13 protein-coding genes are annotated in these 22,417 nt (G+C 70.5%); 8 read left to right on the forward strand and 5 right to left on the reverse strand.

Going from position 1 to position 22,417, the window contains the following annotated elements; all coding sequences use genetic code 11:
* Window positions 1-131 precede the first annotated feature (131 nt).
* The 4 genes from ACAM52_RS07535 (at window position 132) to ACAM52_RS07550 (ending at window position 15,366) form a co-directional block, all read left to right on the forward strand.
* Entirely contained in the window at window positions 132-12,743 is a 12,612-nt protein-coding gene (locus ACAM52_RS07535; protein ID WP_369646612.1) for a filamentous haemagglutinin family protein, read from the forward strand.
* Between the two features lie 13 nt (window positions 12,744-12,756).
* The gene (locus ACAM52_RS07540) at window positions 12,757-13,314 is read left to right on the forward strand and encodes an RNA polymerase sigma factor (protein WP_369646613.1); all 558 of its coding nucleotides are present in this window, start codon (window positions 12,757-12,759) and stop codon (window positions 13,312-13,314) included.
* Window positions 13,315-13,374: 60 nt separating this feature from the next.
* Complete coding sequence (locus ACAM52_RS07545) at window positions 13,375-13,602, forward strand: hypothetical protein (RefSeq protein WP_369646614.1); 228 nt, start codon at window positions 13,375-13,377, stop codon at window positions 13,600-13,602.
* Window positions 13,603-13,740: 138 nt separating this feature from the next.
* Window positions 13,741-15,366, forward strand: coding sequence for a phospholipase D family protein (locus tag ACAM52_RS07550; RefSeq protein ID WP_369646615.1), 1,626 nt, complete (start codon window positions 13,741-13,743; stop codon window positions 15,364-15,366).
* Between the two features lie 12 nt (window positions 15,367-15,378).
* Here ACAM52_RS07550 and ACAM52_RS07555 read toward each other — a convergent pair whose 3' ends face one another.
* From ACAM52_RS07555 to ACAM52_RS07570, 4 genes are all read right to left on the reverse strand, one after another.
* Window positions 15,379-15,885 carry a murein hydrolase activator EnvC gene (locus tag ACAM52_RS07555; protein WP_062480281.1) on the reverse strand — a complete coding sequence of 169 codons (507 nt, stop codon included), beginning with the start codon at window positions 15,883-15,885 and terminating at the stop codon, window positions 15,379-15,381.
* A 123-nt stretch (window positions 15,886-16,008) separates the two neighbouring features.
* Window positions 16,009-16,497, reverse strand: coding sequence for a CreA family protein (locus ACAM52_RS07560; protein ID WP_062480278.1), 489 nt, complete (start codon window positions 16,495-16,497; stop codon window positions 16,009-16,011).
* An 11-nt stretch (window positions 16,498-16,508) separates the two neighbouring features.
* Window positions 16,509-17,060 carry an NUDIX hydrolase gene (locus ACAM52_RS07565; protein ID WP_369646616.1) on the reverse strand — a complete coding sequence of 184 codons (552 nt, stop codon included), beginning with the start codon at window positions 17,058-17,060 and terminating at the stop codon, window positions 16,509-16,511.
* 20 nt (window positions 17,061-17,080) lie between these two features.
* Window positions 17,081-17,782 (reverse strand): fumarylacetoacetate hydrolase family protein, encoded by a 702-nt coding sequence (locus ACAM52_RS07570; protein ID WP_070061132.1) that lies wholly within the window; start codon window positions 17,780-17,782, stop codon window positions 17,081-17,083.
* A gap of 154 nt (window positions 17,783-17,936) precedes the next feature.
* Between ACAM52_RS07570 and ACAM52_RS07575 the strand changes: the two genes are divergently transcribed.
* From ACAM52_RS07575 to pgeF, 3 genes are read left to right on the forward strand one after another with little or no spacing between them, the layout of a single operon-like run.
* On the forward strand, window positions 17,937-18,845 hold the full coding sequence (locus ACAM52_RS07575) for a hypothetical protein (RefSeq protein ID WP_095745809.1): 909 nt from the start codon (window positions 17,937-17,939) through the stop codon (window positions 18,843-18,845).
* A 23-nt stretch (window positions 18,846-18,868) separates the two neighbouring features.
* Window positions 18,869-19,507: a maleylacetoacetate isomerase gene (maiA, locus tag ACAM52_RS07580; RefSeq protein ID WP_062480269.1), complete on the forward strand. Its 639-nt coding sequence runs from the start codon at window positions 18,869-18,871 to the stop codon at window positions 19,505-19,507.
* Window positions 19,508-19,521: 14 nt separating this feature from the next.
* Window positions 19,522-20,274, forward strand: a complete 753-nt coding sequence (pgeF, locus tag ACAM52_RS07585; RefSeq protein ID WP_369646617.1) for a peptidoglycan editing factor PgeF — start codon at window positions 19,522-19,524, stop codon at window positions 20,272-20,274.
* Here the strand turns inward: pgeF and ACAM52_RS07590 are convergent.
* Entirely contained in the window at window positions 20,206-20,514 is a 309-nt protein-coding gene (locus ACAM52_RS07590) for a hypothetical protein (RefSeq protein ID WP_095745806.1), read from the reverse strand. The genes pgeF and ACAM52_RS07590 overlap by 69 nt on opposite strands.
* 126 nt (window positions 20,515-20,640) lie before the next feature.
* On the opposite strand from ACAM52_RS07590, the gene phaC reads away from it, so the two are divergent.
* Window positions 20,641-22,413, forward strand: coding sequence for a class I poly(R)-hydroxyalkanoic acid synthase (phaC, locus tag ACAM52_RS07595; protein WP_369646618.1), 1,773 nt, complete (start codon window positions 20,641-20,643; stop codon window positions 22,411-22,413).
* Window positions 22,414-22,417 lie beyond the last annotated feature (4 nt).

Genomic DNA, 22,417 nt, shown 5'->3' on the forward strand with positions numbered 1-22,417 from the left:
ACAGCCTGATTGGCCCTCGCTTGCGCTCAGGATTGGTCCAGAAACTTAGCGGTTTTGTTTGCGTCTGTCGGTCTGTCCAGTAAGGGGCACGGATTCCGTGCCGGTGCATTTCATTCTTTACTGGGCGTCAGATGAACACACACGAGGGACACCGCAGCCGCCGCCAAGGCGCTGCCGTGCAGGCGAGGAGCTTCCGGATTTCGCCGCTGGCACAGGCCATGGCGCTGGCGCTGGCCGCCGGTGCGGCCGCCGCGCCGGCCCATGCGCAGCGCGCCTTCAGCCCGACCTGGTTCAACGCCAAGGGCGCGGCGCAGGCCACGGCCACGGCCACCGGCCTGATGCCCAACGGGCTGCCGGCGGCGCAGTTCATGGGCCCGCAGGCGCAGCAGCAGCGCGCGAGCGAGCAGCTGCAGCAGTCGATCGGCAACCTGAATCTGGCGGCGCGCGGCATCGCGGCGCAGCAGGCGGCACAGGCGGCCGCGCGGCGCGCCGCGCAGAACGACCCCTCGGTGCCCGACGGCCTGGCCGAAGGCGGCCTGAAGGTCGACACGAATTCGCTGACCGCCGGCTGGTCGAATGCGCGCGCACTGACCGGTGATTCGCAGCGGCAGGTCGACGGCCGCACGGTCGTCACCGTCGAGCAGACGGCCGACAAGGCGATCCTGAACTGGGAGACCTTCAACGTCGGGCGCAACACCACCGTGGCCTTCGCGCAGCGCAAGGACTGGGCGGTGCTCAACAAGGTGAACGACCCGCAGGCGCGGCCTTCGCAGATCCAGGGGCAGATCAGGGCCGACGGCACGGTGATGGTCGCCAACCGCAACGGCATCGTGTTCAGCGGCAGCAGCCAGGTCGACACGCGCAACCTCGTGGCCGCGGCGGCGCAGATCGACGACGCGCAGTTCCAGGCCCACGGCGTGTACGCCAACGGCAACACACCAAACTTCAAGAACGCGCAAGGCCGCGTCGAGGTGCAGGCCGGTGCCAGGCTTTCCACGCCCGCACCCGCTTCGGCCACGCAGGGCGGCGGCTATGTGCTGCTGCTGGGCGCCGAGGTGCACAACGCCGGCGAGATTGCCACGCCCGGCGGGCAGACGATGCTGGCGGCGGGCGATCACTTCACCATCCGCAAGGGCGTGGGCACCGACGGCAACCTGGGCTCGACCACGCGCGGCAACGAAGTCGCGGTGACGCTGGACACGAACAGCCCGGCGGGCATGGTGCGCAACACCGGGCTGATCCAGGCGACCACCGGCGACGTCACGCTGGCCGGGCGCGAAGTGGTACAGGGCGGCGTCGTCCTTTCCAGCACCTCGGTCAACACACGCGGCACGGTGCACCTGAACGCGACCGGCGCCACGGGCCAGGTCCGGTTCGGCGAAGGCAGCACCACGGCCATCGTGCTCGACACCGGCGGCGCGACCGCGCTCGACAGCCAGCGCGCCGGGCTCATGGCGCCGGCGGTCCTGCTGGGCATCGGCAGCATCGTGCTGGCGGGCAACGACCGCCGCGACCTGTCGCGCGTCGAAGTCGCCAGCGGCGGCACGGTCGAGTTCCAGGCCGGCTCGCTCACGCTGGCCACCGGCGGCCAGGTGGTGGTCGACGCGAAGCAGCGCAGCCTCGTGCGCGAGGGCGCGCGCATCGACGTGTCGGGCGCGGTGGGCGTGAAGCTCGCGATGGAATCCAACAACATCAAGATCAACGTGCAGGGCAACGAGCAGCGCGATGCGCCGCTCAACCGCGATAGCAAGAACCTCAACAACAACGACCTGTGGATCGACCGGCGCTCGCTGGTCTTCGTGCCCGGCGGCACCGGCGGCTACCAGGGCGAGCGCTGGTACACCGGCGGTGGCCTGCTCGAGGTGGGCGGCTACCTCGGCACGCAGGCGCACGGCGTGGGCGAATGGATGGCGCAGGGCGGCGTGGTGGGCTTCAGCGGCGGCGAGCTGGTCACGCAGCGCGGCGCGAGCATCAACATCTCGGGCGGCACGCTCGACGTGCTCACGGGCAAGCTCAACCAGAGCTGGCTCAAGGGCGCGGACGGGCGGCTCTACGAAGTGTCGAAGGCGCCGGGCGACCTGCGCTACACGGGCGTCTACAAGGGCTTCGAAGACGAACACGCGCGCTGGGGCAAGAAGACGACGGGCTTCTTCTACAACCCGCTGATCGGCCCGCAGACGCGGCTGGAAAGCGGCTACACCGTGGGCCGCGACGCCGGCCTGCTGATCGTCGGCACGCAGGCCGCGGTGCTCGAAGGCGAGATCGTCGGCGAGACCTTCCAGGGCGACCGGCAGACGCAGGCGCGGCAGGCCGGGCTCGATGGCTACCAGCAGTCGACCGGCGCGGTGGCGCAGCGCGGGCAGCTCGTCGTGGGCCGCTACGACGCCTACTACGACAAGACGGCCGGTGCGATCCACCGGCGGCTCGACAGCGCCGGCATCAAAAACGTGGTGCTGGGCGATGCGGCCGACAGCATTGCGGCCGGTCTCGACCTCGCGACGGCGTTGCCGGCGGAACGCCGTGACACGCTGGTGCTCGATGCGGCGCAGCTCAGCGGCTTCCGACTGGGCGCGGTGCGCATCGCGGCCAGCGACAGCATCGCGGTCGACAAGGCGCTGCAGGTCGGCGATGGCGGCCACCTCGTGCTGTACAGCCCGAACGTGAAGGTCAACGCCGACCTCGTCGCGCGCGGCGGCGGCATCCAGCTGGGCAACGTGCTCGAGCAGGTCAGCCTCAACTACCTGAAGGACACCAGCACCCTCACCGCGCCCGACGGCGGCACGACCTCGGTGGTGCTCGCGGGCGGTGCGACGCTCGACACCCGCGGCCTGTGGACCCACCTGCTGACGAACCCGGCCGACGCGGGCGGCGTGGCGTACCGCAACGGCGGCAGCGTGTCCGTGCGCAGCACCGGCGACGTGGTGCTGGGCACCGGCAGCGTCATCGACGTGTCGTCCGGCGCGGCGCTGTTGTCGAAGGCCAAGCCGCAAGGCGGCAAGGGTGGCAGCGTCACGCTCGAGGCGGACGGCTTCAACACGGGCAGCGGCCATGTCGCGCTCGACGGCGCGGTGCTGCGCGGCCACGGCGTGGACGGTGGCGGCACGCTGACCGTGCAGACGATGCGCGTCGCCATCGGCGACACCTCGGGCACGGCGCAGGCCGACACGCTGATGCTCGACGCCGGCTTCTTCGACAAGGGCTTCAGCCGCTATGCGCTCATCGGCAACCATGGCCTCACGGTGGCCGACGGTGCGCGGATCGACGTGACGATGCCGGTGTACCGCTTCGGCGCCCACGCGCAGGACATCGCCACCGGCAGCCGTCCGGCCGACGCGCTCGAGGTGTGGACGCCGCCGCTCTACCAGGAAGACGCCACCCAAGCGGTGCTCACGCAGCGCAAGGGCGCGAGCCTGTCGCTGCAGGCCGGCACGACGACCACGCTCGCCCAGGAACTGCCGACGGTGCAGGCCGTGGTGGGCAAGGGCGCGGCCATCCACGTCGACCCGGGCCAGGCCATCGAGGTGCGCAGCGCCGGCCAGCTCACGGTGGACGGCACGCTGCGCGCGAACGGCGGGCGCATCGTGCTGAAGACGGTGGACATCACCGACCTCGAGGCCGACATTGCCAATGCAACGGCCCATGCCCGCTCGATCTGGATCGGTGGGCAGGCGGTGCTCGATGCGTCGGCGCACGCGGCCACTGCGACCGACACCACCGGCAAGCGCTACGGCCTGGTGCGCGACGGCGGCAGTATCGTGGTCGGTGGAGAGATCGATGCGGTGGGGAGCAAGGCCACCGCGTCGCAGAACTTCGTCGTCGTGCGCCCGGGCGCGTTGCTCGATGCCTCGGGCACGCATGCGGTGCTCGACGTGCCCGGCATGGGCGCCACCGACGTGGCGAGCAGTGGCGGCAGCATTTCGCTCGCGTCGTACAACGGGCTGCAGCTGGACGGCACACTGCGCGCCGTCGCGGGCGGCGAGCGCGCGGCCGGCGGCACGCTGGCCGTGGTGCTCGGCACGCCCGGCCTGCGCCTGCACCTGGACCCGCTGCAGCAGGCGGAAGACCGCGTGCGCCGGCACCGCGTGCTGGTGCTGGGCGTGGAGCAGGGCGCACCGCTTGCGCCCGACACCCTGCAAGCCGGCGTCGACGACGGGGCACTCGTCTACGGCCAGGCCCGGCTGGGCACCGACACGGTCCGGCGCGGCGGCTTCGACAGCCTCTCGCTGTTCGCCGGCTCCACGCTCGCCTTCGAAGACGGCGTTGACCTGCGCATGCGGCAGGGCCTGCAGATCTACGCCGGCGGCCTCGCGCTCGGCACGAACGCGCCCGACGACGCGCATGTGGCACTGTCGGCCGCGCACGTGCGGCTGGCCGGCGCGATGCCGTCGTTCACGCGTGAAGTCCTGAGGGCGCCCGTCGCCGAAGGCGGTGTGGTGCGCGTGCCGTCCGGCACCCGCCTCGATGTGGCCGGCGATCTGATCGACATCCGCGACGGCATGGGCTTCGGCGTCAACGGCAAGGTCCCCGTGCTCGACAGCGCGAGCGAGTCGCCCACGGTCGACCTGGCCGCCTTCGGCCATGTCACGCTGGCCAGCAGCGGCGACCTGCGCTTTCTGCAAGGCCGGCAAGACGTCGGCGTTTCCACGAGCCTCGTCGTGCCCGGCAGCCTGACCCTGCGCGCCGCGCAGATCTACCCGGCCACGGGCGTGGTGGCGCTGGTGTCCGCGGGCCTGGCGCCGGACGGCACCTACCGGCCCGACACGGCGCTGCGCATCGAGGGCACGGGTGCGAGCCCGCAGGTGCCGTACTCGGCCTTCGGCGACCTGTCGCTGCGCGCCGGCGTCATCGAGCAGGGCGGCGTGGTGCGGGTGCCGCTCGGGCAGCTGACGCTCGGCGATGCGCTCACCACGCAGGTCAGGCTGCTGCCCGGCAGCCTCACGTCCGTGAGCGGCGAGGGGCTGGACATGCCCTATGGCGGCACGGTCGACGGCATCAACTACCTGTACGACGGCAAGCAGGTCAAGCTCACCGGCGTGGGCGCAGGCGACACCTACAAGCGCAACCAGACGATCGGCCTCACGTTCATGGGGGCCAGCGTGCAAGGCCAGGAAGGCGCCACGCTCGACCTGTCGGGCGGCGGCAACCTCCGGGGCGCGGGCTTCGTGAGCGGACGCGGCGGCTCGACCGACGCGCGCTTCAGCCCGCTGATGCAGGTCGGCGCCCGCGGCGGCTTCACGCTGCCGGGGCTCGCGACCAACCCCGTGTATGCCATCGTGCCCGGCGTGCAGCCGGCAGTGGCACCCACCGGCGCGGAGAAGGGCGCGGTCGATCCGCTCGTGGGTCAGCACATCACCATCGGCGCCAGCGTGCCGGGCCTGCCCGCGGGCACCTACACGCTGATGCCCTCGACCTATGCGCTGCAGCAAGGCGCCTTCCGCGTGGAGCTGAACGGCGCGGCCGGCCTGGGCGCGCCCACCGGCACGCTGGCGATGCGCAACGGTTCGTGGCTCACGGCCGCGCAGCTGGGCGTGGGCCGCACCGGCATCGGCGACACGCTGTTCCGTCAGGCGATCGTGACTTCGGGCGAGGTGCTGCGCAGCCATTCGCAATACAACGAGATGGGCTACGGCGACTTCGTGCGCGCCGACGCGTTGCGCGTGGGCGTGCCGCGCGCCATGCTGCCGGCGGACGCGCGCAACCTGCACCTGAAGCTCGCGCCCGGCGCGGGCGCCGAGGCCTTGCGCTTCGACGGCACGGCGCGCTTCCAGGTGGGCGAGGGCGGGCGGGGCGGTTCCGTGGTGGCCACGAGCAGCGAGGAGCAGCTCGGTCTCGAGATCGTCGCGGCCGGCGCGTCGGCGACGGCGGGCTTCCAGGGGGTCACGCTGGATGCGGGCGCGCTCAGTGGCATGGGCGCGTCGCGCCTGGTCATCGGCGGGTTGCAGGGCGCCGACTATGGGCAGAGCGGCAACGTCATCCAGACCGGCGACGGCGGGCAGAGCGTGGTGCTGCGCCAGGGGGCGGTGCTGTCCGCACCCGAGGTGTTCCTGGCCGCGGTGGGCGTGACCGAGGGCACGCCGCTCGGCGTGGTGGTCGAGCAGGGCGCGCGCATCCACACCCTCGGCCGTGGCAAGGCGGCCTACGATGCCGACGACGGCTTCGTCTACGCCGCGACCGGCCAGATGCTGATGGTCTCCAACGGCCGGGTGAGCACGCTGCCGGTGCCGCAGACCCAGGCCGCGTCGGACAACCGCAGTCTGCAGATCGGCGTGTGTGCCAGCGCGTCGTGCAGCGGACAGACCGAGCTGTATTCCGAGGGCACCATTGCGATGGTGACACCCGACCGCTTCGAGATGAACGAGGCGGTGCGCTACGGCACGCGCCACCTCACGCTGGCGGTGCGCGGCATCAACGTGGGCGACAGCGCCGCGCTGGCCGCCGCCGCGCAGAACCACACGCTGCCGCCGGGACTGGCCATGAGCCAGGCCCTGCTCGACCGCCTGCTGCGCGGCGACCGGCAGTACGGCGCGCCCGCGCTCGAAACACTGGAGTTGAGCGCCAGCGGCGGCGTCAACTTCTTCGGCACCGCGGCGCTGGACACCATCGACCCCGCCACCGGCAAGGCGACGATGGCGCAGCTGGTGCTGGCCACGCCCGCCATCTACGGCCAGGGCGGCGCGGACGACGTGGCCACCATCCGCACCGGCCGCCTGGTGTGGCAGGGCGCGACCACGGCGCCTGCTGCCGTGGTGCGCGGCGGCGCAGGTACCGGCAGCGGCACGCTGAACATCGAGGCCGAGCACATCGAGTTCGGCTATGGCCCCAACAGCCAGCCGAGCGGCCTGGAAGACGCGGGTCGCCTGGTGTTGGGCTTTGCCGACGTGAACCTCAAGGCCTCCGAGCGCGTGAGCGCCAACCACAAGGGCAGCCTCTCGGTCTACCAGTCGCAGGGCGCGTACGAAGCGGGCAAGGGCTATGCGTACAGCGGAGGCAGCCTGCGCATCGTGGCGCCGCTGCTGACGGGCGAGGCGGGCTCGGTGAACCGCATCACGGCGGGCGGCACGCTGCGCGTGGCCGCACCGGCCGGTGCGCCGGCGGCGGCCACCGGCGATGCGGCGCTGGGCGCCGAGCTGAGCCTGCGCGGACGCGACGTGACGCTCGACACCGCCGTGGCGCTGCCCAGCGGCAAGCTCACGCTGAGCGCCGAACGCGACCTCGCGCTGACCGACCGCGCGGTGCTCGACCTGTCGGGCCGCGAGGTGGTGTTCAACGACGTGAGCAGGTACAGCGCCGGCGGCGACGTGGTGCTCGAAAGCCTGCACGGCAACCTGCGGCAGGCGGCGGGTTCGGTGATCGACATCTCGGCGCAGAACAACCGCGCCGGCACGCTGAAGGCGATGGCGCTCGACGATGCCGCCGGGGCAGTCGATTTGCAGGGCCGCATCCTCGGCGCGAACAGCGGCCACTACGACGCGGGCGGCACGCGGGTGCCGTTCGCGGCGGGCAGTGTGGACGTGCGCGCACGGCAGCTCGGCGACGCCGAGTTCGCGGCGCTCAACCAGCGCCTGAACGACGGCGGCGTGTTCGGCGCGCGCAGCTTCCAGCTGCGCCAGGGCGACCTTGTCATCGGCGACGGCCTGAAGGCCGGCGAGGTGAACGTGTCGCTCGACAACGGCAGCCTCACCGTCACCGGCACCATCGACGCGAGCGGCGAGCGCGTGGGCCGCATCAGCCTGGCCGCGAAGCACAACCTCACGCTGGCCGGCAGCGCGGTGCTCGATGCGCACGGCCGCACGCTGCGCGTGGACAGCCACGGCCAGATCATCGATTCGCCGAACCGCGCGATGGTCGAACTCACGTCGAACGACGGGCAGCTCACGCTGGCCTCGGGTTCGCGCATCGACCTGCGCCACGGCACCGACGCCACGGTGGGCGGCGAACCGGGCCAGAACGACGGCCGGGCGCGCGGCACGCTGGAGCTCAACGCGGGCCGTACCGGCGAGACCGTCGGCGACATCCGCATCGATGCCAGCGGCAGCATCGCCATCGAGGGCGCGCGCTCCATCGCCGTGAACGGCATGTGGCGCTACGACGATGCGCGCTTCGGCACCGACGCGGCGGCCACCGGCCGGCCCTACCAGGTCATCGACCAGGCGTACCTCGACACCAAGCACCTGCAGAGCACCGTCTTCATCGACAACGCGCTGGCCAACGGCGCGCTGATGAACGGCAAGCTCGCAGGCCTGAACAACGCGCGCTATGCCGATGCCTTCCACCTGCGCCCCGGCGTGCAGATCGTCAGCAAGACGCCCGACGGCGACATGGTGGTGCAGGGCGACATCGACCTGTCGGGCTACCGCTACGCCAGCGCCAATCCGCACACACCAAAGACGGGCGTGTACGGCTCGGGCGAGGTGGGCGCGCTGGCCCTGCGCGCGGGCGGCAACCTCGACATCTTCGGCAGCGTCAACGACGGCTTCGCGCCGCCGCCCGCCACGCAGGACGACGGCGGCTGGCTGCTGCTGCCGGGCGTCAACCTGCTGCGCGGCGACACCGTGCTGCCGCGCGGCGGCGTGGTGCTGGCCGACGGCACGACCTTCGAGGGAGGCGCCGGCACGCTCAACTACGACCTGCCGATCAAGTCGACGGCCTTCGGGGCCGGGCAGGTGATGCCGGTGGCCAGCGTGCTGGCCAAGGCGCTCGAACTGAAGGTGGGCACGGTGCTGAGCGCCGACGTGCGCAACGCCTCGGGCGCGCTGCTGTTCGCAGCGGGCAGCATCGTGAGCGGCGCCAACGTGACGCTGCCGGTGGGCACGCGCCTGGGGGCCGGCATGCGCCTGCCGTCGGCGGCCACGCTGTCGGGCGTGGTGTGGCCCAAGGGCGTGCCGCTGCCCGGCGACGGCAAGAAGTTCGTGCTCAACGGCGCCCTCACGCTGCCGCTGGGCGCGCTGCTCCCGGCTGCGACCAACATCAAGCTGCCCGCCGGCGTGACCTCGGTGAACCTGCGTCCGGACGGCGCCGGCAGGCTGTGGGCCGCGGCGGCGATGCTGCCCGAAGGTTCGCAGTCGTGGTCGGTGCGGCTGGTGGCCGGCGCGGACCTGGGCGCGGCGGACAACCGCATCGTGCAGGTGCATCCGGCGGCGGGCCGGGGCAACCTGCGGCTGGCGGACAGCCACTACGGCATGTTCGGCAAGCTGAAGCCCGGCGGCGCGGTGTGGAGCGTGGAAGGGTCCATCAACTTCGTGGGCGACGAGAGCATGGCTGGCAAGCCCATCGATTTCGCGGACATCCAGTACCCGGAGCTTTGCGTGGACCTTCCCAGCTATTGCGTCATCGCCGCCCCGGAGTACAGCTACCTGCCGGGCAGCACGCGCTTCAGCGTGGTGCGCACCGGCGCGGCCGATCTCGACCTGCTGGCCGCCGGCAACCTGCGCATGGATTCGCTGTTCGGCGTGTACACCGCCGGCGCCTCGTCGCAGGCCACGCGGGCTGGCGACCCCTACAACCTGCCGCGCGCGGTGGGCGCCAAGGGCACGGTGCTCAACGACGCGAGCGGTGGCTACGAGAAGTTCGTCGATGGCGGCACGCAGAACCTGGCACGCGCCTGGTACCCCGCCTCCGGCGGCAACCTGACGCTCCAGGCCGGCGGCGACCTGACCGGCGACATGACGCTGACCGCCGGCGGCAGCGGCTATGGGCGGCCGAATCCTGCCGACAAGGGCTTCAGCAGCGGCGCCATCGGCAACTGGCTGTGGCGCCAGGGCACGGGCGACAGCTTCGGCGGCGCGCAGGACCAGCCCACGGCGTGGTGGATCAACTTCGGCTCGTATGTCGGCACGACCGGGGCGGCCGACAAGTTGCTCGGCTTCACCGGCTTCGGCACGCTGGGCGGCGGCGACCTGCGCGTGGACGTGGGCGGCAACGCGGGCCTGCAGGGACGGCGCGGCGCCAAGACAGATTCGTCCACCGACAGCCGGCGCAGCCAGGGCCTGGTGCTGGCGGTGGGCGGCACCGGCCGTGTGCTGGCTGACGGCAGCCTGAGCCTGACGGGCGGTGGCGACGTGCTCGTGCGCGTGGGAGGCGCCTTCAATCCGCTCCACACGCCCTACGTCGAGGGTGCCGGTGGCGACTCCGACGCCGGGCTCAACGGGGCGATCGTCAACCTCCGGGGCGACGTGCAGCTGCAGGCCGGCACCCTCGGCAGCCTGCCCCGGGTCTATGGGCTCTCCGAGCGGGCGCAGTCGCCCCGCGAGACCCGCGCCTACGACCTCTACACGGCAACCCGCGGCATGGCGCAAGGCGGCATCGTGTTGGCCCCGGGCGATGCGAACTACACGCTCGCCACGCGTGGCGACCTGGTGGTCAAGGGGGTGATCGATCCGACGCGCGTCGACCTCCCCAATGCCACGCCGTTCAGCGCCAACGGCCTGGAAGGACAGGGCCAGAGCTGGTTCACCCTGTGGACACCGCACACGGCCATCCGCCTCTTCGGCGCAGGCGGCAACCTGGTGCCGGTGACGGGTGGCGCGGGCGTACCCGTGACCGACTCGGCCTTCGTGTACCCCTCGATCCTGAGTGCGGTGGCCGCCAGCGGCAGCCTGTTCTATGGCGATGCGGCGACCTTCGACAACACCGGCACGGGCACGCCGCTGGTGCTGGCGCCCTCGGCCCACGGCATGCTGGAGTTCCTGGCCAGCGACTCGATCTATGCGGGAGGCAACACCGTGAGCCAGTCGGGCGCGGCCGCCTCGGCGCTGGCGACGCCGCTGCGTCCGGCCTTCCAGGGCACGACCGGCGATGGCACGGTGCTGGACAACCTGTCGGGCGGCAATCGCCTGGATGGCGGCGGTGTGCGTCCGCTGTTCGCCTTCGGCCCCAACACGGTGTCGGGCGAAGCGGTGGGCGAGCAGCCGGCGCGGTTCTACGCCGTGCACGGCGACCTGGTCGGCGTGAGCAGCGGGCGCATCCTGCGCTTCGGGCCGGACGACGCAACGCGTGCCGGCCAGACCTGGTACGAGGGCGCGCAACCGGTGTGGATGCGGGCCGGGCGCGACATCGTCGCGAGCGGCACGCCCGTCGGCCAGACCGAGCTCTCGAACGGCCTGGCACAGGCCTACTTCGAGAGCAGCGGCAACCTGTTCGCGCACGCAAGGCCGGGCGACATCTCGGTGGTTTCGGCGGGCCGCGACATCCTGTTCAGCACCTTCAATGTGGCCGGGCCCGGCACGCTGGAGATCACGGCCGGGCGCGACATCCGCATGGAGAACAAGGCCTCGGTCAGCAGCCTCGGCGCGGTGGTGCCGGGCGACAGCCGGCCCGGTGCGGGCATCGCGATGTTGGCCGGCGTGGGCGCCCACGGGCCCGACTACGCGGGCTTCGCGCAGCGCTACCTCGACCCGGCCCACCTCATGCAGAGCGGCCAGCCGCTGGCCGACCAGGCCGGCAAGGTGGTGAAGAACTACAACCGCCAGCTCACGCTGGGCGACTGGCTGCGCGCCGAGCATGGCTACAGCGGCGACGACAACGGCGCGGCGGCCTGGATGGCGCAGCGGCAAGCCAGTCTCGACGCGGACACCGGCACGCCGCGCCGCGTGCTCGCCAACGACTACCGGCAGGCGAGCCAGCTGTACCTGGTGAACTGGCTCGAAGCCTCGCAGGGCTACAGCGGCAAGGGCGGGGCACAGGAGGCGCTCGCCTTCTTCAACGCACTGTCGCCGGAACAGCAGCGCAGCTACCTGCGCGGCGTGTACTTCGCCGAGCTGAAGGAGGGCGGGCGCGAATACAACGACGAGGCCGGCGTGCGCTACGGCAGCTACCTGCGCGGGCGCAACGCCATCGCGTCGCTGTTTCCGGGAACGAGCTACAGGGGCGACATCACGATGTTCGGCGCGGCCGGCATCAACACGCTGTTCGGCGGCGACATCGCGCTGCTCACGCCGGGCGGACGCCAGGTGTTCGGCATCGAGGGCGCGGCGCCCCAGGCCGTGGGCACGCTGATTCCGGGCGTCATCACGCAGGGCGCGGGCGACATCTCGCTCTATGCGCTGGGCAGCATCCTGCTGGGCCAGAGCCGGATCATGACCACCTTCGGCGGCAGCGTGCTGGGCTGGTCGGCCGAAGGCGACATCAACGCCGGTCGCGGCTCGAAGACGACGGTGGTCTACACGCCGCCCAAGCGCGTGTACGACCGTTGGGGCAACGTGGTGCTGTCGTCGGACGTGCCGAGCACGGGCGCGGGCATTGCCACGCTGAATCCGATTCCGGAGGTGCCGGCCGGCGACATCGACCTGATCGCGCCGCTGGGCACCATCGACGCGGGCGAGGCGGGCATTCGCGTGTCGGGCAACGTCAACCTGGCGGCGCTGCAGATCGTGAACGCCGACAACATGGCGGTGCAGGGCAAGAGCACGGGGCTGCCGGTGGTGGCGTCGGTGAATGTCGGTGCCCTGACCAACGCCAGCGCCGCGGCCTCGCAGGCCACGGCGGCGGCGCAGGACGTGATGCAGCGCGAACGCGCGGCGGCGCGCCAGAGCCTGCCGTCGGTGTTCTCGGTGCGCGTGCTGGGCTTCGGCAACGAGCCCGCGTCCGGCGCGCCCGAGGCCCCCGAGGTGCGGCGCAGGCCGGCGGAGCAGGCGAGCTATGACCCGTCGGGCTTCGTCCAGATGGTGGGGCACGGAGCGCTCACCGACGCGCAACTGACCCGCCTGAACGAGCCCGAACGGCGCGGCCTGCCGCGCGGCCGCTAGGCGGCGACGCACCATGTCGCACGCCTGCCTGCTGCCCCGCGGCGACGCCGTGGGGACCGCCCCCGCGCCACCGGACGTCCAGCAACTGCTGGTGGCGCACTACGCGCAGTTGCACCGGCGGCTGTCGCTGCACCTGGGGTGTGCCGACGCCGCCACCGAAAGCCTGCACGATGCCTGGCTGCGCCTGGCCGAGGCCGCCTTCACGGATGCCTTGCACAACCCCGTGGCCTACATCTTCCGCGTGGCGTGCAATGCCGCCATGGATCGCTTGCGCGCCGAGCGTCCCTGGCAGTACGCCGGCGAGGCGGACGACACGCTCGCCCAGGTGGCCGATCACGCACCGGGGCCCGAGCTGATCGCCGAGGCGCGCTCCGACCTGAAGGCGGTCGAACGCGCGATGCAGGGGCTGCCGCACCGCCATCAGGACATCTTCGTGGCCTTGCGCGTGCACGAGCTGACGCGGCACGAGGTGGCGGTGCGGCACGGGCTGTCGCTGCGGCGGGTGGACTCCACGCTGCGCCAGGCGCTGCAGCGCCTGCCGACCGGTCGCCGCTCGGACATGCACGCCTGAGCCGTTGCTTTTGTATGCAATGTTTGCAAATGAAAACTAAAGGCCTATGATGAATTCATCATGGACTCCGCCCGACTCAGCCTTCACGTGCCAGGTGGCTGGACGGGATGGTTCGAACTCACGCGCACCCCGAAGGGCACCTACGCCGGCATCGCGGCGCTGAGCCTGGACGGCATTCCGCGCTGCGCGCTGGTCATCACCCAGCAGCTGTCGTGGGACTCGGCCGTGGCGCGCGCGAACGTGCGCGCGGAGCACTTCGTGCGGCAGTGGTCCGAGCGCGCGCACTGACGAAGGCATTGGCTGCGCGCTCGCGCCGCGCGTGGTAGAAACCGCCACCCGTGGGCGCGGTCGTGCACCGCGCCGCGCGGCAGCGGCGTTTTTTCTCCTTCGCTCCCGTGCCCTTGCCCTCCCTCTTTTCTGTCGTTCATGCGCAACCTGTCCCCCCGGGCTGACGTGCCGCGCGCCCGGTGGTTCGCCTGGCTGCTGTGCAGCCTGGCGATGCTCGTGCTCGCCGGTTGCGCCAGCCTGCCGACCGAGGTGGTGCGCAAGCCCTCGACTGCCATCACCGACGGCGCGGACACCGCGCTGGGCCGCCTCGTGCGGGCCGCCGCACCGCCGGGCGAGCCGCTCAGCGGCTTCCGCCTGCTGCCGATGCCGCAGTTCTCGCTGCATGCCCGCATCGAGCTGGCGCGCCGCGCGCAGCGCTCCATCGACGTGCAGTACTACCTCGTGCAGAACGACGAGACCGGCCGCTACCTGCTGCGCACGCTGCGCGACGCGGCCGACCGCGGCGTGCGCGTGCGCCTCCTGGTGGACGACCTGTACACGGCGGGCGCCGACCCGCTGTTCACCAGCTTTGCCTCGCACCCGAACGTCGAGGTGCGCCTGTTCAATCCGTTCCCGGCCGGGCGTTCGCGCTTCGGCACGCGCTGGGCCTGGTCGATCCTGGACTTCGACCGCGTGCACCGCCGCATGCACAACAAGCTGTTCGTGGTCGACAACACGATGGCGGTCATGGGCGGGCGCAACATCGCCAACGAGTACTTCCTGCGCGACGGCGGCTCCAACTTCATCGACATCGACACGCTGGTGGCCGGCGCCGTGGTGCCCCGGCTGTCCTCGCTGTTCGACATGTACTGGAACAGCCCGTACGTGTACCCCATCGAGTCGCTGGTGTCGCGCGGCAACGAGTCGGCGCAGGCGCTGCGCGAGCGCTTCGACCGGCTCACCACGGGCCCCGAGACGCTGCACCCCGAAGAGCCCGAATCGACCGACCTGCTGGGCCACAACCCGCTGGCCAAGGACCTCAACGCCGGCAAGCTCGCGCTGAGCTGGGCGCGCGCCGAGGCGTATGCCGACGCGCCCGCCAAGGCGCTGGCGCCCACCGACGAAGGGCGCGGGCTGCCGGCCGATCAGGCCGCCGACAGCGTGCTCTACAACGTGCAGCGCTACCTGCGCGGCGCACAGCACGGGGTGCTGCTGACCACGCCCTACCTGATCCCCGGGCGGGGCGGCATGGAGACGATGCAGATCGTGCGCGGCAACGGCGTGGGCTACACCATCGTCACCAACTCGCTGGCGGCCACCGACGAGTCGCTGGTGCACATCGGCTACCGGCGCTATCGCGCGCAGATGCTGCGGCTGGGCGTGGAGTTGTACGAGCTGAGCCCCAAGCGCGTGGAGCAGACCAAGCGCTTCGGCATCTACGGCTCGGCCAGCGGGCGGCTGCACGGCAAGTCGGCCGTGATCGACGGGCAGGTGGTGTTCGTCGGCTCGATGAACTTCGATCCGCGCTCGGCGCTGCACAACACCGAGATCGGCCTGTTCATCTTCAGCCCGCAGATCGCGCAGCAGCTGACCAGCCTGATCGGTTTCATGCGGCTGGACGGCGCCTACCAGCTGCAGCTGGGGCCGCGCGGCGGCATCGAGTGGGTGAACCCGGCGTCGGGCGACGGGGCGGACACCATCCTGCACACCGAGCCCGAAACCCATTTCTGGGCCCGCTGGCGGCTGGAGCTGCTGGCGCCCCTGGTGCCCGAAAGCCTGCTGTAACGGCTTTTACGTTTACTGCTGCAAACGGCCGTTGAGGTACGGCTCGGGATCGACGGCGGTGCCGTTCTTGCGGATCTCGAAATGCAGCTTCACGCGGTCGGATTCGCTGTTGCCCATTTCGGCGATCTTCTGGCCCTGGCGTACCACGGCGCCTTCCTTCACGAGGATGGTCTTCGCGTGCGCGTAGGCCGTGAGGAAGGTTTCGTTGTGTTTCACGATGACCATGTTGCCGTAGGAGCGCAGCTCGCCGCCCACGTACACCACGCGGCCATCGGCCGAGGCCACGATGGGGTCGCCCAGGTTGCCCGCGATGTCCAGGCCCTTGTTGCGCACGCCGTCGAAGCGGCCCACGGTGGTGCCGGCGGCAGGGCGGATGAACAGCGCCTGGCGCGGTGGCGGCGGCGTGGCGCCTGGAACAGGCTGCTGCGGCGGCGTGGGGCCGGGCGTGGTGCAGGCGGCAATGCCCCCAGCCACGAGCAGCGTGGCGGCGGTTCGGAAAACAAAAGTCTGAAGGTGCATGACGCTGTTGGAACGGATTCGTTGCGGAGGGTTCCGTCGAAGGCCGACATCTCGGTGTCGGCCGCTCGGACGATGCTAGCAAACTCGCATCGCCGAGCCGTTCAGCAGCCCTTCAGCGGCCGTTCACTTGAGCGGAATCGGCGTGCCGCGATCGACCGGCACGGCCGTCACGCTGTTCTTGGGCGAGCCGTCGATGAGCAGGTCGGAGTAGGTCAGGTAGACCAGCGTGTTGCGCTTGGGATCGACCATGCGCACCACGCGCAGGCGCTTGAAGAGCACCGACAGGCGTTCGCTGTAGACCTCTTCGCGCTTGGGCAGCGGCTGCGTGATGCTCACCGGGCCGACCTGGCGGCAGGCGATGGAGGCTTCGGCCTTGTCCTCGGCCACGCCGAAGGCGCCGGCGATGCCGCCGGTCCTGGCGCGCGAGACATAGCAGGTGACGCCGCTGACCTTGGGGTCGTCGTAGGCCTCGACCACGATCTTGTGGTCCGGGCCGATGAGCTTGAAGGCGGTGTCGACCTCGCCGACCGTGTCGGCCTTGGCCGCCGAAGCCGCGAGGGCGAAGCCGAGGCTGGCGCCACAGAGGAGGGTGGCGCGCAGGGTCTTGAGCATGGGGAAGTTTTTCAAACGATGCTGAGTTCGTGGACGCGGTCGAAGCTGCCGCGCTTGCGGTCTTCGAAGTAATGTTCGAGCGCCTGGCGCACGGTGCGAAAGGCGATCTCGTCCCAGGGAATCTCGTCCTCGGTGAACAGGCGCGCCTCGATCGTCTCGTGGCCCGGGTCGAAGCGGTCGTCGAGCAGGCGCGCGCGGTAGAACATGTGGACCTGGCCCACGCGCACCACGCTGATCACGGCGAACAGGCCCTCGATCTCGAAGTTCGCGCCGGCCTCTTCATTGGTCTCGCGGGCCGCGCCCTCGGCGGTGGTTTCCTCGAGCTCCATGAAGCCCGCGGGCAGCGTCCACTTGCCCCAGCGCGGCTCGATGTTGCGCTTGCACAGCAGCACCTTGTCGCCCAGCACGGGGATGGTGCCCACCACGTTCAGCGGGTTCTCGTAATGGATCGTGTGGCAGGCCGGGCACACCGCGCGCTGCTTGGTGTCGCCGTCGTCCGGCACGCGGTAGACCACCGCCGTGCCGCAGTTCTTGCAATGCTTGATGGGTACGCGAAGGAGCATGAAGCGGGACCGCGCGGGCGTCAGACGATCTTGACGGTCAGCGCGGGCAGGCCTGCGACCTGGCCCACCAGCGTGTCGCCGGCCACCACGGCCGCCACGCCTTCGGGCGTGCCCGTGAAGATCAGGTCGCCGGGCTGCAGCTCCCAGGCCGCCGACAGGTGCTCGATGGTCTCGGCCACGTTCCAGATCAGCTTGCTCACGGTGCTGCGCTGGCGGTCTTCGCCGTTCACCTGCAGCGAGATCTCGGCCTGCTCGGCGTTGCCGGCCTGCGCCACGGGCACGATCGGGCCGATGGGCGCGCTCTGCTCGAAGCTCTTGCCGATGTCCCAGGGGCGGCCCTGTTTCTTCATGTCGTTCTGCAGGTCGCGGCGCGTCATGTCCAGGCCCACGGCGTAGCCGTAGATGTGCTTGTGCGCGTCGGCGGCTTTGATGTTCTTGCCGCCGGTGCCGATGGCCACCACGAGCTCGATCTCGTGGTGCAGGTTCTTCGTGAGCGTGGGGTAGGCCATGGTGCCGGTCTGGCCCGCATCGACCGTCACCAGCGCATCGGCCGGCTTCATGAAGAAGAAGGGCGGCTCGCGGCCGGTGAAACCCATTTCCTTGGCGTGATCTTCGTAGTTGCGGCCCACGCAGTAGATGCGGTGCACCGGGAAGCGTGCGGGCTGACCGGCCACCGGCACCGAAACGGTGGCCGGCGGGGCGAAAACAAACTCGGAAGCCATGGGAAGGTGTCCTTTTTCAGCGAAGCGGGAGGGGAGACCGGCAGTGTGCCAGAGGCGGCACGGGCTTGCCGGCACGCCGGACTCGGGATTTTGCGGCGGCCCACAATAGGCGCTTCTGCGCGTTTCCCCGATCTCTTTTCTCCCTCGCTCCACCATGCCCATCCGACTCGGCAAAGCCGGCAAGGCCACCGCCTTCAACGAACTCGGTCGCGAACGCGACGAGGCCGGCGATCAGGACGGCGCCCTGGCCGCCTATGCGCAGGCCAGCGCCATCCATCCGTACTGGTCGGCGCCCTGGTACAACGCCGGGCTCATCCACAAGTACCGCGGCGACTGGGCCGCGTCGTTGCAGGCCAACGCCCGCGCCGTGCAGTGCGAGCCGGGCAACGAAGGCGCGCTGTGGAACCTGGGCATCGCGGCCACCGCGCTGGGCGACTGGCCCACGGCGCGGCGCGCATGGCGCCAGTACGGCATCGGCATCCCGGACGGTGAAGGACCGGTCGACTATTTCGTCGGCCTCACGCCCATCCGCGTGCACGGCGACGAGGCCAGCGAGGTGGTCTGGGCCGACCGCATCGACCCGGCGCGCGCCATCCTGCGCAACGTGCCCACGCCCGCCAGCGGCCACCGCTACGGCGACCTGGTGCTGCACGACGGCGCCGCCAACGGCTACCGCCGCCGCGGCGAGCGCGAGGTGCCGGTGTTCGACGCGCTCGCGCTGATCGCACCGTCGGACCACGCGACCTACGAAGTGTTCGTCGAAGAGGTGCAGGCCGAGGCGATCGATGCGCTGGTGCGCCGCTTCGAGGAAGCGGGCCTCAGCGCCGAGAACTGGACCAGCAGCATGCAGGTGCTGTGCAAGGCCTGCTCCGAGGGCCGGCCCGACGACCAGCACAACCACGCGCCCGGCGAACCACCCGCCGCCGAGGGGCCGTGGCACCTGGGCATCGCCGCACGCGAAGAAGCCGCGGCGCGCGGCCTGCTCGATGCGTGGCAGCAAGACAACCCCGAAGCCCGGCTGCGCGACTTTCGCTGCGCGCTCCCGGCCACACCACGCTCCTGAGAGGGCGCTATCCTCGAGAAATCATGAAGCTGCATAACTATTTCCGCTCCTCCGCCTCGTTCCGCGTGCGCATCGCCCTGAATCTCAAGGGCCTGGACTACGACTACGTGCCCGTGCACATCGCACGCGGCGAACACCGCACCGGCCCGTACTCGGCGATCTCGGCCGACATGCTCGTGCCGCTGCTCGAGGACGAGGGCGAGCGCTTCTCGCAGTCGATGGCCATCATCGAGTACCTGGACGAAACGCACCCTGAGCCGGCGCTGTTGCCCAGCGACCCGGTGGGCCGCGCCCATGTGCGCGCGCTGGCGCAGTCGATCGCCTGCGAGATCCACCCGCTGAACAACCTGCGCGTGCTCAAGTACCTCGTGAAGGAACTGAAGGTCGACGACGAAGCCAAGAACACCTGGTACCGCCACTGGGTGCGCGACGGCCTGCTGTCGTTCGAGCGCCAGCTCGCGCAGCACCCGGGCGGCACCTACTGCTGGGGCGACACGCCCACCATCGCCGACTGCTGCCTCGTGCCGCAGATCTTCAATGGCCGCCGCTTCGACTGCGACTTCAGCGGCCTGCCGCGCACCATGGCCGCCTTCGACGCCTGCATGAAGCTCGACGCCTTCCAGCGCGCGCAGCCCTCGCAGTCGCCCGACGCGGAACCCTGAGCCGGCACGTCGCGATGAATCCGCAATGGCTGGTGCCCGAGTGGCCCGCGCCGCCGAACGTGCGCGCGCTGTGCACCACGCGCGACGGCGGGGTGTCGATCGGGCGCTATGAGAGCCTGAACCTCGGCGACCACGTGGCCGACGATGCCGCGCATGTCGCCGAGAACCGCCGGCGATTGCAGCAATCGATTGGCACGCGGCCGGTGTTCCTGCAGCAGGTGCATGGCACGGGGCTCGTGTCGCTCGACGAGGCCGTGCCCGACGGCACCGTCGCCGATGCCTGCACGGCCGCGACCTCCGCGCGCGCCTGCACGGTCATGGTGGCCGACTGCCTGCCCGTGCTCTTCACCGACGAACGCGGCCATCGCGTGGCCGCCGCGCATGCGGGCTGGCGCGGGCTGGCCGGCGGCGTGCTCGAGCAGACCGTGCGCGCCTTCGCGCAGGACGAAGGCGCGCCGCGCCTGATGGCCTGGCTCGGCCCCTGCATCGGCCCGAAGGCCTTCGAGGTGGGGGCGGAGGTCAAGGCCGCCTTCGAGGCGCAGTCGCCCGAGGCGGTGTCGTGCTTCACGCCCGCGGCGGCCGAAGGCAAGTGGCTGGCCGACCTGCCTGCGCTGGCGCGGCTGCGGCTGCGTGCGGTGGGTGTCGAGTCGCTCTATGGCAACGACAGCGGCGATGCGTGGTGCACCGTCGCACAGCCGTCACGGTTCTTTTCGCACCGGCGCGACGGCGTCAGCGGGCGCTTCGCCGCGCTGGTCTGGAAGGTCTGAAGCCGCAGCTTCCGCGGCCGCGCGACGGGCGGCTTCCTGGGCCTGCGCCTCGCGTTCCTTGATCGCCCGCCGGCGCGCCGGCGTGGCCATGAGGTAGATCACCAGCGCCACCGGCGCGAGGCCGTAAAGAAGAAATGTGAAGATGGCACCCAGCACCGTGCCCGTGGTGTTGGTGGCCTCGGCCACCGCCATCATCACGGCCACATAGAGCCAGCCGATCACGATCAAATGGATGAACACAGGCGCAGACGTTTTGTTTCAAGGGATTAGTGAAAGCGCGGCGTTGTGAGTGCCTTGCGAATGCAGCATACTCAAAACACGCAAGCCATCCGTTCGTATCGACCCAGGCCACGGCCAGGAGACATGATGAAGCAACAAGACACGGGGGCCGATGCGTTCGCGCCCTTTCAAAAAGCCCTCACGCAGGGCTGGACCCAGGCCATGGAGGCTTTCCAGAAAGCTGCAGGTCCAGGAGGTTCCGCCGCTTTCGACGTCGGCGGCACGCCGCTATGGCAATTGCCACAAATGGCGCAATTCCCGGGCGCAGCCGCCATGCCCGAGCTGCCCAAGTTCTCCATCGATCCCGAGCAGCTGCAGTCCATCCAGCAGCAGTACCTGAGCGACGCCACCGACCTGTGGCGCCGCGGCTTCGGTGCCCGGCCCGAGGGCGACAAGCGCTTTGCCGCCGAGGCCTGGGGCAGCAACCCGCTGGCGGCCTTCTCGGCTGCGGTGTACCTGCTCAACGGCCGCACCATGATGCGCATGGCCGAGGCCATCGACGCCGACGACAAGACCAAGGCGCGCCTGCGCTTCGCGGTCGAGCAGTGGATGGCCGCGGCCTCGCCCAGCAACTCGCTCGCCTTCAATGCCGAGGCGCAGAAAAAGGCCATCGACACGCAGGGCGAGAGCATCGCCAAGGGCATCCAGAACCTGCTGCACGACATGAAGCAGGGCCACGTCAGCATGACCGACGAAAGCGCCTTCGAAGTGGGGCGCAACGTGGCCACCACCGAAGGCGCCGTGGTGTTCGAGAACGAGTATTTCCAGCTGCTCGAATACAAGCCGCTCACCGCCAAGGTGTACGAACGGCCGTTCCTGCTGGTGCCGCCGTGCATCAACAAGTTCTACATCCTCGACCTGCAGCCCGACAACTCGCTCATCCGCTATGCGAACGAGCAGGGCCACCGCGTGTTCGTGGTGAGCTGGCGCAACCCCGACGAGTCGCTGGCCCAGGCCACCTGGGACGACTACATCGAGAACGCGGCCATCAAGGCGATTCACACCGTACAGGAGATCAGCGGAAGCAAGCAGATCAACACGCTGGGCTTCTGCGTGGGCGGCACCATCCTGAGCACCGCGCTGGCCGTGCTCGCGGCGCGCGGCGAGAAGCCGGCCGCATCGGTCACGCTGCTGACCACCTTCCTCGACTTCAGCGACACCGGCATCCTCGACATCTTCGTGGACGAGCCCATGGTGGCGTACCGCGAGATGCAACTGGGCAAGGGCGGCCTGCTGCCCGGCGGTGACCTGGCCTCGACCTTCAGCTTCCTGCGCCCGAACGACCTGGTGTGGAACTACGTGGTTGGCAACTACCTCAAGGGCGAGACGCCGCCGGCTTTCGACCTGCTGTACTGGAACAGCGACGCGACCAACCTGCCGGGCCCGTTCTACGCCTGGTACCTGCGCAACACGTACCACGAGAACAAGCTGGCCAAGCCCGGCGCGCTCACGGTGTGCGGCGAGAAGGTCGACCTGGGCAAGATCGACATCCCGGCCTACATCTACGGCTCGCGCGAAGACCACATCGTGCCCATCGGCGGCGCCTACACCTCCACGCAACTGCTCACGGGCAAGAAGCGCTTCGTGATGGGCGCTTCGGGCCACATCGCCGGCGTGATCAACCCGCCCGCCAAGAACAAGCGCAGCCACTGGCTGCGCGAGGACGGCAAGTTTCCCAAGACCCAGCCCGAATGGCTGGCCGGCGCGCAGGAGCAGCCGGGCAGCTGGTGGACCGACTGGGCACAATGGCTCAAGGGCCACGCGGGCAAGCAGATCCCCGCGCCCAAGGGCTACGGCAACGGCAAGGCCTACAAGGCCATCGAACCGGCGCCGGGACGCTACGTGAAGGCCAAGGCCTGAACGG

The sequence above is a fragment of the Variovorax sp. V118 genome (assembly GCF_041154445.1).
In the GTDB taxonomy this organism is placed as follows: Bacteria; Pseudomonadota; Gammaproteobacteria; order Burkholderiales; family Burkholderiaceae_C; genus Variovorax; species Variovorax boronicumulans.

Excerpts from the sequence above, each read along its gene's own strand:
- ACAM52_RS07535 (WP_369646612.1), top strand. The coding sequence starts at position 132 with ATGAACACACACGAGGGACACCGCAGCCGCCGCCAAGGCGCTGCCGTG.
- ACAM52_RS07540 (WP_369646613.1), top strand. The coding sequence starts at position 12,757 with ATGTCGCACGCCTGCCTGCTGCCCCGCGGCGACGCCGTGGGGACCGCC.
- ACAM52_RS07545 (WP_369646614.1), top strand. The coding sequence starts at position 13,375 with ATGGACTCCGCCCGACTCAGCCTTCACGTGCCAGGTGGCTGGACGGGA.
- ACAM52_RS07550 (WP_369646615.1), top strand. The coding sequence starts at position 13,741 with ATGCGCAACCTGTCCCCCCGGGCTGACGTGCCGCGCGCCCGGTGGTTC.
- ACAM52_RS07555 (WP_062480281.1), bottom strand. The coding sequence starts at position 15,885 with ATGCACCTTCAGACTTTTGTTTTCCGAACCGCCGCCACGCTGCTCGTG.
- ACAM52_RS07560 (WP_062480278.1), bottom strand. The coding sequence starts at position 16,497 with ATGCTCAAGACCCTGCGCGCCACCCTCCTCTGTGGCGCCAGCCTCGGC.
- ACAM52_RS07565 (WP_369646616.1), bottom strand. The coding sequence starts at position 17,060 with ATGCTCCTTCGCGTACCCATCAAGCATTGCAAGAACTGCGGCACGGCG.
- ACAM52_RS07570 (WP_070061132.1), bottom strand. The coding sequence starts at position 17,782 with ATGGCTTCCGAGTTTGTTTTCGCCCCGCCGGCCACCGTTTCGGTGCCG.
- ACAM52_RS07575 (WP_095745809.1), top strand. The coding sequence starts at position 17,937 with ATGCCCATCCGACTCGGCAAAGCCGGCAAGGCCACCGCCTTCAACGAA.
- maiA (WP_062480269.1), top strand. The coding sequence starts at position 18,869 with ATGAAGCTGCATAACTATTTCCGCTCCTCCGCCTCGTTCCGCGTGCGC.
- pgeF (WP_369646617.1), top strand. The coding sequence starts at position 19,522 with ATGAATCCGCAATGGCTGGTGCCCGAGTGGCCCGCGCCGCCGAACGTG.
- phaC (WP_369646618.1), top strand. The coding sequence starts at position 20,641 with ATGAAGCAACAAGACACGGGGGCCGATGCGTTCGCGCCCTTTCAAAAA.